This window comes from Candidatus Thiodiazotropha sp. AKAK3, from assembly GCF_058244645.1.
In genome coordinates this window covers 1-13,211 of the sequence record NZ_JBSYOQ010000003.1, presented here as the reverse complement: position 1 = coordinate 13,211, position 13,211 = coordinate 1, and the positions used below count along the sequence as shown (strand labels likewise).

General features: G+C 54.3%; 14 protein-coding genes. All 14 read right to left on the bottom strand.

Annotated elements, in window-relative coordinates:
- Positions 1 to 1,043 precede the first annotated feature (1,043 nt).
- Entirely contained in the window at positions 1,044 to 1,910 is an 867-nt protein-coding gene (locus tag AC4IE7_RS00220; protein ID WP_490774782.1) for an EamA family transporter, read from the bottom strand.
- Positions 1,907 to 2,656: a phosphonate metabolism protein PhnP gene (gene phnP, locus AC4IE7_RS00215; RefSeq protein ID WP_490774781.1), complete on the bottom strand. Its 750-nt coding sequence runs from the start codon at positions 2,654 to 2,656 to the stop codon at positions 1,907 to 1,909. The genes AC4IE7_RS00220 and phnP overlap by 4 nt, the downstream gene beginning before the upstream one ends.
- Entirely contained in the window at positions 2,647 to 3,213 is a 567-nt protein-coding gene (gene phnN, locus AC4IE7_RS00210; RefSeq protein WP_490774780.1) for a phosphonate metabolism protein/1,5-bisphosphokinase (PRPP-forming) PhnN, read from the bottom strand. Before phnN ends, phnP begins: the two co-directional genes overlap by 10 nt.
- Positions 3,206 to 4,357, bottom strand: coding sequence for an alpha-D-ribose 1-methylphosphonate 5-triphosphate diphosphatase (locus tag AC4IE7_RS00205; RefSeq protein WP_490774779.1), 1,152 nt, complete (start codon positions 4,355 to 4,357; stop codon positions 3,206 to 3,208). Before AC4IE7_RS00205 ends, phnN begins: the two co-directional genes overlap by 8 nt.
- Complete coding sequence (gene phnL, locus AC4IE7_RS00200) at positions 4,357 to 5,082, bottom strand: phosphonate C-P lyase system protein PhnL (protein WP_490774778.1); 726 nt, start codon at positions 5,080 to 5,082, stop codon at positions 4,357 to 4,359. Before phnL ends, AC4IE7_RS00205 begins: the two co-directional genes overlap by 1 nt.
- A gap of 10 nt (positions 5,083 to 5,092) precedes the next feature.
- Entirely contained in the window at positions 5,093 to 5,923 is an 831-nt protein-coding gene (locus tag AC4IE7_RS00195) for an ATP-binding cassette domain-containing protein (protein WP_490774777.1), read from the bottom strand.
- Positions 5,916 to 6,845, bottom strand: coding sequence for an alpha-D-ribose 1-methylphosphonate 5-phosphate C-P-lyase PhnJ (locus AC4IE7_RS00190; protein ID WP_490774776.1), 930 nt, complete (start codon positions 6,843 to 6,845; stop codon positions 5,916 to 5,918). Before AC4IE7_RS00190 ends, AC4IE7_RS00195 begins: the two co-directional genes overlap by 8 nt.
- The gene (locus AC4IE7_RS00185) at positions 6,842 to 7,954 is read right to left on the bottom strand and encodes a carbon-phosphorus lyase complex subunit PhnI (RefSeq protein WP_490774775.1); all 1,113 of its coding nucleotides are present in this window, start codon (positions 7,952 to 7,954) and stop codon (positions 6,842 to 6,844) included. Before AC4IE7_RS00185 ends, AC4IE7_RS00190 begins: the two co-directional genes overlap by 4 nt.
- Positions 7,954 to 8,505 (bottom strand): phosphonate C-P lyase system protein PhnH, encoded by a 552-nt coding sequence (phnH, locus tag AC4IE7_RS00180; RefSeq protein WP_490774774.1) that lies wholly within the window; start codon positions 8,503 to 8,505, stop codon positions 7,954 to 7,956. The genes AC4IE7_RS00185 and phnH overlap by 1 nt, the downstream gene beginning before the upstream one ends.
- On the bottom strand, positions 8,498 to 8,962 hold the full coding sequence (phnG, locus tag AC4IE7_RS00175; RefSeq protein ID WP_490774773.1) for a phosphonate C-P lyase system protein PhnG: 465 nt from the start codon (positions 8,960 to 8,962) through the stop codon (positions 8,498 to 8,500). Before phnG ends, phnH begins: the two co-directional genes overlap by 8 nt.
- Positions 8,963 to 9,017: 55 nt before the next feature.
- Entirely contained in the window at positions 9,018 to 10,019 is a 1,002-nt protein-coding gene (gene phnE, locus AC4IE7_RS00170) for a phosphonate ABC transporter, permease protein PhnE (RefSeq protein ID WP_490774772.1), read from the bottom strand.
- Entirely contained in the window at positions 10,016 to 10,792 is a 777-nt protein-coding gene (gene phnC / locus AC4IE7_RS00165; RefSeq protein WP_490774771.1) for a phosphonate ABC transporter ATP-binding protein, read from the bottom strand. Before phnC ends, phnE begins: the two co-directional genes overlap by 4 nt.
- A 66-nt stretch (positions 10,793 to 10,858) precedes the next feature.
- Positions 10,859 to 11,779, bottom strand: coding sequence for a phosphate/phosphite/phosphonate ABC transporter substrate-binding protein (locus AC4IE7_RS00160; protein WP_490774770.1), 921 nt, complete (start codon positions 11,777 to 11,779; stop codon positions 10,859 to 10,861).
- Between the two features lie 30 nt (positions 11,780 to 11,809).
- On the bottom strand, positions 11,810 to 12,541 hold the full coding sequence (gene phnF, locus AC4IE7_RS00155; protein WP_490774769.1) for a phosphonate metabolism transcriptional regulator PhnF: 732 nt from the start codon (positions 12,539 to 12,541) through the stop codon (positions 11,810 to 11,812).
- Between the last annotated feature and the right edge of the window lie 670 nt (positions 12,542 to 13,211).

Sequence of the window (13,211 nt, the reverse complement as noted above, 5' to 3'; positions counted from 1 at the left end):
AACCACTTCAAGCCATAATTATCAAAGTCATGATAAGCTAAATCTATGTTATAAAAACAGGCAAAGCCTACTACCTAAATACATTTAATAGCGTGGCATGCTTAACATTTTCTTAAGCGCGCTGATTATTTTCCATTTGGGTTATAAAAGTGAGATCAAGATCAAGAATCTTAGAGAATTACTCTATGCATAATCCAAAAAGTGGAAAAGTAAATAAAGGATTCTCTCAACAAATATCGCCCTATTCTTAATAAAGAGTTAAGTTATTACCTGAAAGGTAGAAACAACATGGAGATTGTTATGACAAGAGCTCGTCAAACACTAGTGAGCTTGAAAGCTACGCCTTTTTTTACACTGTATTCCCAGCTGTGTACGTCGTACCTGGTAATGTAGATCTCAATCTCATTCAGGCATCAATAGCGGAAACCCCTGAAGACTCATACTTCACATCAATACAGCAACATATCAAAGTCTTTATTCATCTACAGAATTCAGAAAAACAAAACATATGGACAAAAATCAGTCTATAGGGCTTCCCCTTTGTGAAATCAAAAGGAGATGAACCTTTTTTCAGTAGTTGGGGCTATGGAGCGGATAAAGGCTTATACTCAATCCTTGGAAAAGTGTTGGTTCCAAAGGTTGAGTGCAGTGAAAAGAAAATATCGTCTAGTAGTCGTTTGGTAGGGAGTTATGCTCTCATAATATCTATGTGTATTAGATTCCAGTATGTTTAAAAGTTTGGGTGTCCCTGAAGTTATCTGCTTGGTTTCATGGGTATTCACAATATGTGCGCTCTCGACTCTGACCCTTGATGTTACGTCACAGGATTCAGTTACATTTGGTGGGGCATGGCCCCACCCTACGGTTGAAAAAACATCTGACCATTGTTGGAAGTCAGTAGATACCCGATTACCTGGATGTCACCGTGCTATCGCTCCGGGGTCGGAGTCGAATAGAGAGCGGAGTGGATTGCTAGAGAAACGCACTTTTTTTTTCGAGTGTATTCACGGTATGTGTGCTCTTGACTCCGACCCCGGATGTTTTTAGGCTTTCCAGCCAAGGAGTGCGAGCCCGCCTGATACGATCAATCCGCCCAGCATGCGTTGTCGCCAATGTTCTCGTTCCCGATACAGGGTGATCGATAGTATGACAGCCAATACAATGCCGACGTTGGTGAACGAAACGACATGCGATGCCGGCAAATCACGCATCGCCCTGACAACCAACGCATAAGCGGTACCGATAAAGAGTCCGCCTGTCAGTATGTAGATCCAGGCTGGCCGAGTTGGCGGCACCCATCGTTTCGTCTCCTTGTGTTGTACGATGGATAGGCCAATGAATGATGCCGCGTAACCAACGGTGATGAACCCCAGTTGCTCAGAAAAACCAGGCAGATAAGGTACGGCGAACTTGTCGCTCAGAGAATAGATGCTGGTCGCAAATGCGGCGGTTACCGTCCAGGGTAGGGCGTGGCGAGTATCACCCTTGCGGGAAGAGACGGCCAATATCCAGAGTCCGGTCACGCTGATGCCAATGGCGATAATTTCCCATGGCGCCAGGCGTTGCGAAAAAAACAGCCAGGCCCACAAGGCGATCAGGATAGGGGAGCTTCGCGCCAAGGGGTAGACCAGGGCGACTGGGGCAAAATGATAGGCGCGTCTCAGTGCAATGAAATAGAGGGTATTGGCCAGTGCCGTTGTTATCAAGGCGAAGACCAGTGTTAAGCTCCAGTGGGCATTCGCTAGCAGATGCCAGATGGCGTAGGGCCCGAGCAAAACGAGATGAGCTAGCAGGCCCCACCACAGGTAGTTGGCCTTGCTATCCACGTGTCGCGCCAGCAGGTTCCAGGCGACATGCATCAGCACCGAGGCACCAATCAGAAAATAGGGATTATCTAACACCTGGCTCACGGTAACGCTGACATGCCGTCATGCCCTACGATGATATGCGGAGGCAACTTGTGATGATTGTCCTTGAGCCATATAGCGAAGGCGTGCCCGATGTGTGTCAGTACTGTGCGCATAGGTTGCAACGTCTCAACAATCGCCAAAACATCATCAAGATTGTTATGCCCCTGTTTGTCGCTGCCGGGAACGAAACTGCAGTCTATGACCATTAACTCAAGAGATTGCTGAGCCAGCAGGGCTTCTGTTTTGGGCGGCAAACCCTTGGTGTCCGTTAGATAGGAGATACGCGTTTGCCCGTGCTCAAACAGGTAGCCAAAGGTAGGTTTCGAGTGAATGAGTGGTAGCGGCGTGATTCGCAGATCGTCCAACTCCAATGTTTCAAACTTTCGTAGAGGTAGAAACTGAAGTATGCCGGGATGTTTGTAGAGATCCGCGCAGCCTTCCGAGTCTGGTGGTGTATAGACGGCGACTCTTTCCCCAATACCCCAGCGAAGGTGAAACAGACCCTGTACGTGATCGGGGTGAAAGTGGGTCAGAAAGATACCATCCAAGGTACCGGATGGGAACCTTTGGTTCAGCCCTGTCTGTCCGGCATCCAGCAGGAATCGCTTGTCACCAACCTCAAGCAGTCCACTACAGGAGGAGCGCTGCACTGTTTTGTTTTCCCGTGCCTCTAGGCAGTGCTCACAGTCACAGCCGTATAGAGGCACTCCGGCTGCATTGCCGGTACCCAGCAGGGTCAGGCGCATGCCTGTGACCTCTGACCTTGTATCAACTGTACGAGATTTTCACCGGCCTCGGCGAGCGGGCCGTTATTGTCAATACGAATCAGCCTGGGATGATTGGTCAGTGAATCCAGCTCTGCAGCCAGCGACAGGCGCTTTTCTATCTCCTCACTGCTTTCACGGCCACGTGCGGCGAGGCGCTTGCGCAAGCTGTTGCTGTTGGCGGAGATGAGTACCGGTGCGAGTTGCGGATAGTTGCTGGCAGCGTCTTGCAGATAGGCGCGCGAGCCATTCATAACCACACTCAATCCCTGGGCCAGCCACTGATTGATTTCGATGCCTATGCCGTACCAAGTCTGGTGACTGTGCCATTGCATGGCGAAGCAGCCCTTACGGCTTCGGCAGTGGAACTCATGGGTAGTCAGGGCGATGTGGTTTTCTCCACCGGCATCTGCCGCGCGCGTGATGTAGCGGTGGGCGAAAATGACCGCTACATCAGGGGGCATGTGTGCGCGTGCGTAGCGGAGCAGGCTGTCCTTGCCCACGCCAGAGGCGCCGATGATGTAGAACAACTCAGCCATGGTCGTACTGAACAGCGAAGGCCTGCTTGCCGCCGGACCAGACTCGGGTAACCTGGGGCAGGCCTCCAGGTTGACCAACGGCGATCAGATCCGCCCTGCGGCCAACCTCAATCTGGCCGCGGTCATGAAGTTTGCCGGCCTTGGCCGGATTGGCCGTGACCAGGCGCACGGCCGCCGGTAGATCGAGATCGGAACCCTCGGCAATCTTCATCACCGCAACGATCAGCGCAGCGGGCGCATAATCGGCACACAGGCAGTCGGCCACGCCTTCGTGAATCGCCTCGATGGCCTTCATGGAGCCGGACTGACTTTTACCGCGCAGAATATTTGGTGCGCCAAAGATGGTCGACATGCCGGCTGCCTTGGCTGCTTTGGCCGCCTCGAGGGTGATCGGGAATTCCGAGATATCGGCGCCGATGCCGCTCATGGTGGAGACGCGATCTGCTGAATCATCGTCATGACTGGCAACGGAAATACCTGCAGCATGTGCCACATCGGCCAGTTCCTGCATGCGCGCAAAGGCACCGCTGGCGGCTTCGATCTTGCGCTCGATGATGACTTCCACTTCGTCGGCCGTCTTTTTATAAGTACGGGTCAGGTAGTTCTGGTATGCGGCCATGTCCTTGAACTGCCCCTGGCCCGGTGTGTGGTCCATCATCGAAATCAGGTGCATCGATTTGTCTTGTAACAGCGACTTGAGTATCGGCAGTCCGCTCTGGTCGGTAATTTCGTAACGACAATGAACCCGGTTGTCCACCAGTCCATGGGGATGCCATTCGTGTACGGCACGGGCAACCTGGGCAGCGAATACGTTGTTGCGGACACCAAGTTCGTCATTGGCAAATGAGAGTGCGTGGTAAACAGTCGTAATGCCTGCGGCGGCATTGCGCTTGTCGGCTTGCGCGCAAGCAAAGTCGAGCGGAAAGTGGACATTGGGTCGGGGTTCGACCTCTTTTTCCAGTGCATCACAGTGGAGGTCGATCAACCCCGGCATCAGCCATTGATTGTTCAGATCGATGACCTTGTCGGCGGTTGTGCTTTCCGGGTTGATGGCCGTGATGAGCCCGTCTTCAATCATGACATCAGCCTTCTCCAGTACCTCTTCGGTCAGTACGACACGGGCATTTCTCAGACAGCTTTTCATCAGGCGATTTCCTCTAAAAGTGTTTCATTCAGCGTCGGTGTTTCAAGTTCAACCACCCGGTCGGCGATGCGCGTGACCAGTTCGGGTTGGTGGAAAATGGCCAGCATGGCCACACCTTCGTGCTTCAGATTTTCAATCAGGCCGACGACGCGGTCTGTGGTTTTCGGGTCAAGGCTGGCCGTTGGTTCGTCCAGCAGTAACAGGCGGGGCTTGGCGATCAGTCCGCGCGCCAGGTTGACGCGCTGTTTTTCACCACCGGAGAAGGTGGCCGGTGAAATACCCCACAGGCGTTCCGGCAGGTTCATGGCAGCCAACATGTCGCGTGCCAGTTTGCGAGCTTGCTGCTGCCGGTAGCCTCGTTGCACCAGTGGTTGCGCCACAACGTCTTCGCTGGGCTGGCGTGGCAGAAAATGTAGAAACTGAGTGACGAAGCCGATCTCATCGCGGCGTAATTCCAGAACCTGATGTTCGTCTGCCTGGGCCAGGTCGAGGGTTTCGCCATTTTCGCGGGTAAACAGCAACTCTCCGTCACTGGGCAGGTAAGTGCGGTAGATACCCTTGAGTACCGTGCTTTTACCTGCGCCGGTAGGGCCGATCAGTGCAGTCAGGCTGCCGGGGTAGACATCGAGGTTGACGTCATACGATGAAGGAATGACTTTTCCCTGTTCGTGCAGCACGAATCGTTTGGCGTAACCGCGTACCTGCAGTACCGGTTTCTCTTTCATGGATACATCCTTACAAGGCAGAGGCAACGAGGCGTTGCGTGTAAGCGTGTTGAGGGTCTTCCAGGATCTGATCGGTCAGGCCTTTTTCTATGACCCGGCCATACTTCATGACCAGCGTGCGGTCGGCCAACAGGCGGATGACGCCCAGGTCGTGAGTGACCACGATCATGGCTGTCTGCAACTGCTGTTGAATCTCCAGGATCAAATCGAGGATTGCCGCCTGTACCGACAGGTCCAATCCTGTGGTCACTTCGTCGAGAAACAGCAGCGGGGGTTGCGTGGCCAGTGCTTTGGCAATCTGAACGCGCTGTTGCATGCCGCCGGAAAAGTTCTTTGGCAGTTCGTCCATGCGCTCGGGAAGCACCTCTGTACGTGACAACAGTGCGGTGGCGCGTTGGCGGATCTGCGCATAGTTGTCCACGTCTGACATCAGCAGGCGTTCAGCAATGTTGCCACCGGCTGAGATGTCGAAGTTCAGACCCAGGTGAGGGTTCTGATAGACCATGCCGAAACGTTGGTTCGACAGTCGGCGCTGCTGGGCCTTGTTCAAAGAGAATAGGTCAAATTGTTGGCCCTGATCGTAGAATGTCGCGTTGCCGGCAGTGGGTTCCTGGTCGAAGTAGAGGCATTTTACGGCGGTGGATTTACCCGAGCCTGATTCACCCATGATGCCGAGGATCTCCCCCGCATAGAGGTCGAAGCAGACATCGTGTGCCGCTACTACGCTGCCGCAGTCTGGGCAGATATTGGAATCGAAATCCGGTCCTGTCTTGTCGAAGCACGAGGCACACCCTTTGCCATAGCGTTTGGATAGTCCGCGAACCTTTAACACCTTATCCATTGACTGCCTCCGCTGTGTCGCTGTGACTCGAAGGCTCTTCGGCTCTTTCCAGCGTCCTGCCCGCCACGGTGTTCGTACGTTCCTGTTCTTCGCACCAGTCGGCATCCGAACAACGGTAGACGGTTTCCCCGTTCGTGGAATCGACGTATTCGTCGAGAAAACTGGTGGTGCATCCGCAGCGCGCACAGGCCCGTCTTTGACCTTGCTCGTCGTTGAAATCTTCAACCCGGAACGGCACATCCTCGAAGGCAAGCGGCGTTGCCTTGGTATATGGCGGTACTGCATAGATCTTCTTTTCGCGACCGGCGCCTAGTAACACCAGGGCCTTGGCGTTATCCAGCTTGGGTACATCCCAACGGGGAATGGGCGAGGGGTCGATCACATAGTGGTCATCAATACGGGTTGGGTAGCGGTGCGAGATAGTGATCTCGTCGAATTTCACGATGTCTTCGTAGAGCTTGACCAGCAGGCGGGAGTAATCTCCTTCGCCATGCAGCAGCTTGCGTTTATCTTCCGATGCCTCGACCACGACCAATGCGTCTGGATAGGGTACCTGCAAAATCAGCAGCTGGTCTTCGCGCAAGGGCTTTTCCGGGATGCGATGACGGGATTGAATCAGGTCGGCCTCTTCGGTCGCTGTGGTTGTATCTATCCCTGGACAGGTCATCTCTATAAAGGAGCGCAGGTTGACGGCGTTGACCGAGTCATCGGAGCCCTGGTCGATGACTTTTAATGTCTCACCACGCCCGATCAAGGCCAGGGTGAGTTGCAGGCCGCCTGTGCCGAAACCACGTCCCATGGGCATTTCGCGGCTGGAGTAGGGTACCTGGTAACCGGGTATGGCAACGGCTTTCAGCGCGCTGCGCCGGATCTCCTTTTTGGCGTACTCGTCGAGAAAACCAAATCTTTCCTGCATGCTCATTGACCGTCCTCGCTGGATTGTCTCTTCTGGGTGGTACGCAGACGATCCATGTCTGACTGGAAGGTGACGTAGTGCGGCATTTTGTAGTGGGTGCAGAACCCCATCGAGTCGATGCCGTCGACATGCAGCAACACGAACTCGGGATCTTCGGAAGGATTACTCGGGGCGTCCTGCATACCGTTCTGCAGTGAGCGGTCGAGGATCGCCATGCTGATGGCCTTGACCTCGTTGTGACCGAAGCAGGCGCCGTAGCCCAGGGTGAACACAGGCTTGCCACCATCCTCATCGCTTTCGTACATGGCGACCACTTCGCACTCGGTGACCTCCACTTCACCGATTTCCATCGGCTTGTCCGTCACCGGGTGCGGCAACATGACCGGCACATAGCCGACCCGTAACTCGGCCACCGTTGGGTGTACATCACCATATCCACGCATATTGGAATAGGCGATTGCCAGCAATGATCCCTGTTCGCCACGCGCCATGGTCGAGAGCGCGGCTGAGCGTGGGACGGGGAAAATCATTGGTTCACGGGTGATATCGAAGGGTGTCTGCGCGGCGCGTTGTTCGTCAAGCGGGGCCAACAGGCCCTCGGCGCGCAGTCCATCAAGCACTTTCGGAAATGTGTCTGGAATCTCGTCAATACCGAGACTCTCGAACCATTCGCCAGTGATCGCCTTAAAGCGCTGCGGCGACTCGTTGAGCAGTTCCATGCGCATCAGGCGCAGGTGATAGTCAGTCGTGGCACCGAGCATCTGGCCACCCGGAATGTCCTTGAAGGCCGAGGAGATGCGGCGGGTGATACGCATGTTGCGCGTATCCAGCAGCTCGGTTTCTGCCAGGCGTGGCACCGTCGATCGATAGGCGCGCAGGATAAAGGCGGCTTCCAATGTGTCGCCCTGGGCCTGTTTAATGGCCAACGAGGCCAGGCGCGGATGGTAGACGCCACCTTCGGACAGGACGCGCCCGTGCAGCAGCCTTAACTGGTTTTCAATGGTGTCGGCCTGGATGGGATCGGCTCTCTCTCCCTGGCGAGCACGCAGATAATCGAAAGCCGCCTTGGTACCTTCGATGGCCTGGCCACCGCCCTTGATTGCGACGTAACCCATCAGATCAGCTCCACGCGTGTTGTGCGGGGCAGGGCCATCACCGCATCCTGGTCTACCAGGATCATGTCGACCCCCAGGGGAAAGGCGCATACCCACTCTTCACGCTGGCTTATCCAGTCGTGGTGAAGCCCGTCAATTGCCACATCGCTCGTGCCATTGACGCCAGGGCCGCTGAGGCGCAGGTGCAGATCCCCCTGAGTCAGCGACTGCACACTGATGATCAAGGTGGCGGAATCCTCCGGGCTGGGCAGGGTGCCCAGTTTTGGTTGCACAGCGGTGGTTTGGCTGCCCTCTAACAACAGGTAGTCGGCGTGTGTGCTATCAAGGGGGGCTGCCTGTAGCAGAGGCCAATCCTGATCATTGAGAAGCTGTTGGGGATCTGCCAGTGAGACTTCGCCATCCAACAGCGTGGCGAGGAGAGCCAGATAGGCCTTGTCGTCTTCGCCGCAGCCGATGTTGGAAACTGAACCGGGGCGCGACATGGCTTGAAGTAGTGCGCGATAGTTTTGCTGTTGGATATGCACTGTCCAGATGGGTGTGACATCAAGCATGCTCTTCTCCCACATCATCGAGCAGGGAGAAGTCGACCCGCGTTTTTGCCAGCATGGTTTTGCGTTCGCGCGCTTTCAGTGCCAATTGCTCACACCCTTGGTCGATCAGTTTTGCGACGGCCTCCCAGCCCGGTAGGCGGGACGAAAGCACGGCATCGCAAAGTGCCATTTGTTCGGCCCGTTCGGCCCGGTCATCCATCACCATGGCGGCGCCTTCGGCGTTGACACCATCAGGGGTGGTGATGCTCAGCCAGCAGCTGGCGAGGGGAAATTCCCCAAGGTAAAAGGCATCGCCAAGCGCACTGTCGCGAAACTTGAGCAGGCCAAGTCCCTCTTGTGGCAATGCTTTCGGTGTCACTTTCCATGCGTCGGGAAAGTTCTGCACGGCACTCGCCAGCGCCTCTTCGGGAACTGCACTCAAGGCACGTACCCATTGTTCTCTCGGTAGATTGCTCATAGGTCCAGATATCTATACATGTCGAAGTTCACATCCTGGCGAGTTGGGTGCTGGGTTAGAGTGTTTTGCTCCGAAGCTTCTGCGAGAACATCTCCAGCACCACCACGGTGGCGAATATCGCCAGCAGAATGGTCGAGACGTGGCCATAGTCGAACAGGTCCCAACGACCTTTCAGCTCCATGCCGATACCACCCGCGCCTACGATGCCGAGAACGGTCGCGGTGCGAATGTTGCGCTCGAAGATATACTGGATGTAGGCAATCCAGGCGGGTAACACGTGTGGAAGAACCGCAAAACGCAGTACCTTCATGGTATTGGCGCCGGATGCAGCCAGGGCGGTTTGAGGTCCGGGCGGCGCGTTCTCGATCTCGTCGGCAAAGAATTTTCCCAATACACCACTGGTGTGAATGGCGAGTGCGAGCACACCGGCAATAGGCCCAAAGCCGTACATCAGCACCAGGAAAAGCGCCAGAATCAGTTCGGGCATGGCGCGGTGGAAGCTCAGCCAGGCTCGCGCAATCGTGTAGACGAGTTTGTGCGGGGTATAGTTGCGACTCGACAGAATGCCCAGTGGCAAAGAGATCATCACTGAGATCAGGGTGCCCCAAAACCCCATCTCAATGGTCTCCCACATCTTCCACAATACCTTGGTGAGATAACCGATCGGCTCGATCAAAAACTCGCTTTGTTCAACCGTCCACGTGTCAGTGAGGGCATCGTACTCTTTGTCTTCTGCGACCTCGATATAAGCGAGCCAGGGGAGGTTGTCACGATCGAAATCCTCCAGGCGGTTGACTGCCGTTCGTTCGGAGATCTGTATCGGGAAGGACTTGCTGCCAAATCGGATGGCACCATCGAGTACCTGAGAATCGCCAATCCCAAACACAGACAGTACCGCCTGACTGGTTTCGACAAAGGCCTTGTCCATTTCGGTGTTATGTGCAGAAATTGACAAAAGTACGAACGCAACGATGGAGATAAGCAGGTTGCGCGGAGTGATCGCACGGTAAAGTTCCCAGTGCTCCGCTGAGCGTGGCTGGCTATCGGCGTTGTTCATGCTGCGACCTGCTTCATATGGCCGGTAAGCTTCTCAGCGGGTTGAGCCAGCTCATACAGTTGTGCCTGGATCTCTTCGCTCATCGAGTTGGGATGGCCATCGAAAAAGACCTGTCCCTTGCGCAGGGCAACGATACGGTCGGCAAACTCAAGCGCGTAGTCCAGTTGATGCAAGGTGCAGATCACTGTGGAATCGTGATGGCGAGCTGCGGTTTTTAAACTACCGAGCACGCTGCGGCTCATGGCCGGGTCCAGGCTTGCTACGGGCTCGTCAGCGAGCACCACTTGCGGGTTGGTCAGGAATGCCCGCGCGATGGCGACACGCTGTTGTTGACCACCAGAAAGTGCGGATGCGCGTCGGAAAAGGTGTTTTTCCTCCATGCCGACTTCTTGCAGCAGTTGGCAGGCGCGGCGTTGATCCTTTTCGGGAAATGACTTCAACATGCTGCGCCAGAATCCAACCGTGGGCAGGTTGCCGGTCAGCACGTTGTGCAGAACAGACAGGCGTGGCACCAGGTGCAGTTGCTGGTGAATCATGCCGACCTGACGCTGGATGGCGTTGCGGGTCTTGCGCGTCAATTCAACGTCATCAATGGTGAGTTTGCCGCTGGAGGGAATGACCACCCCGTTGACCATGTTCATCAGGGTAGATTTGCCGGCGCCCGAAGGACCGAGCAGTACGCAGAATTCGCCCTTTTTGATACGCAGGGAGACGTTGTCGACAGCGCGTGTACCGTCATCGTATACCCGGCTGACTGCTTCAAAGTTCAACATAGCGACACCTCGAATTTGGAAAAAGCGAGGGGTAACAACCCCTCGCGAAAGGCAGATAAATCGCGCTTAGCGCTGACCGGCCTTGTCGATCATTTCGCCTTTAACTTGCTTGGTCACAGCAGACAGCTTGCCCAGTGCGTCGTAGATCTTTTGCACATCAAATTTGGTGTCGTAGCTGTCGACCTTTTTACCGCCGTAGCCGCGAATCTTGGCCGGATCGATCTTAGTGTGAATCTCACCAAAGGCCATACGAAGCTTGGCCTTGAGAGCAACAGGCAGGCCCTTGTTCATGGCCAGCGGTGGGTTGGGGATAGGCTGGGATTTGGCCAGCGGTTTGAACTTGGCCGGATCGATAGCGTTCTTCTTCACGGCTTTGCCGAAGGAGTTGTAGGACGCTGCGGCAGCATCTACCTTGCCTTCAGCCAGCGCAGCCAGAGAGGCGGAGTGAGAGCCGGCGATGATGACCTTTTTGAGATCCTTTGCCGGATCGATGCCATCGGCAATCAGCATGGCAACAGGGAAGTTGAAAGAGGAGGTAGAGTTCGGGCTACCGAAAGCCATACCTTTGCCTTTTAGATCAGAGATTTTATCGATGCCGCTGTCCTTGGCAACAAAGATACCGGAGTAATAAGAAGATTCGCCTTTCTTCACATCTACTGCCAGCAGGTCGACGCCACAACGCTCATTGGCTTGACCGAAGGTCACTGCGCCGTACCAGGCAATATCGGCCTGGTCATTACACATGCCTTCGACAACGGCTGAGTAGCTTGCGCCAGCGCGCAGATCGAAGTGGATACCGTAGTGTTTGGTGATGCCGTTGAATACCGGCGCGTAGTCGGCGGTAATGTCGTCGGTGCCGGTATCGGCCGGAATCATCAGCACGCGCAGAGGGTTCTCAGCAGATCCGTCCGGCAGGTTGGCAGCAAAAGCTGTAGTGGATATCATGGCTGCGGCGATGCCCGCAGTTATCAGCTTGGTCAGATTCATTATGTTTCCTCGACAGTTAGATAATGATGATTAAGGTTGGATAGATAATTGTGTGGCATCGCCTCTAAATCGCGTTACCACATATTCAGCCGGTTGCTGACTATCGCTAGTCAGGTTGAGACTCTTGACTCGCAGTACTGGCAGATTGCGGGGCATGTTCAGCAGTTCGGCGTCATCAGCTTCCGGTAGCACAGCGCTGATGAGGCTTTCGCTTCGTTGCACCTTTGTATTGCAGTGCGCTTCCAGAAACGCGTGCAGGGATCCTTGGTTGTAACTTTCGAGTACCTGGGGAAATGCCTGCAGGGGAAGGAAGTGGGAGATGATGCAGAAGGGTTTACCCTCAACCTCTCGAAGCGTCTCCAGAAAAATCACTTGGGCACCTTCGGTCACTTTGAGGCGCGCCGCGACGCCACCGCGGGCGAGTATGACTTGTTTACGAATCACGCGGCTTTGGGTGGTGACGCCGTGGGCTTCAAGGGTTTCGGTAAAACGGGTTCGGCTGCCGATTGCATAGTCAATGGCAGGGGAGAGTACGAATACGCCTTTGCCGTGTCGGCGTACTACCAACCCGGCGGCCACCAGTTCATCAATTGCACGTCGCAGGGTGTGGCGGTTGACGTTGAAGCGCAACGCCAACTCGGTTTCCGAAGGCAGCAGATCAGCTGCTTTATAGAGATTCTGAATCTCCTGACGCAGGATCTCGCTGATCTGACGATAAAGGGGGAGTGCTCCTTCACCACGTTGAATTTGCTGTGCAGACATCTAGACAACCTCCAAAAAGATGGAGCGAAATTTACACAGCATGTGTTTCATACACGCGTCGACAATGTGAAAGGTTTATGACGCAGAACCTCTAGCTGACTTGGCAGCTACATGTGATCTTGAAGAGAGGGAGTTGCTGGATCCGATTGCTCTTTTAACTGAAGGTGCCGGATCATGCCTCAATCGATGTCGCTCGAATCGAGCAGGGGTGAATCGTGTAATGATTGATTAAACAGTTACTAACCAGAGCGTAAATATCTGGATACTTACGCTCTGGTTAGTATGTAAGCCATTGAACATAAATTGACAGTTTATCTTTGAATATTGATAGCTTGTGCTTTGCTGACTGCATGCGAATAGTTGTGTTAAAAGTATGTCATGTTTTGGAGGGGTTTGTTGGCTGCCCCCGAATGTTGAAGACTTGGTATAGACGCAAGGCAGCTTCGCTTAGTTGTTTGGCCAAGGCTACAATGAATGTTGGTGTACATGGTGAAAGTGTTGAAATATTTCCGGTTGGGATATCAATCACTATCAAGAGAACAATGCCAGCCCTTCGACTCTAAAGTTTCAATGAACTCAACAGCGTTCCGCTTACAATAAGTATCATCATTTTCAGCTTTCCATAATGTACGCGGCATGACGTTTTCATTGGGCTTTGTATAATAGACTT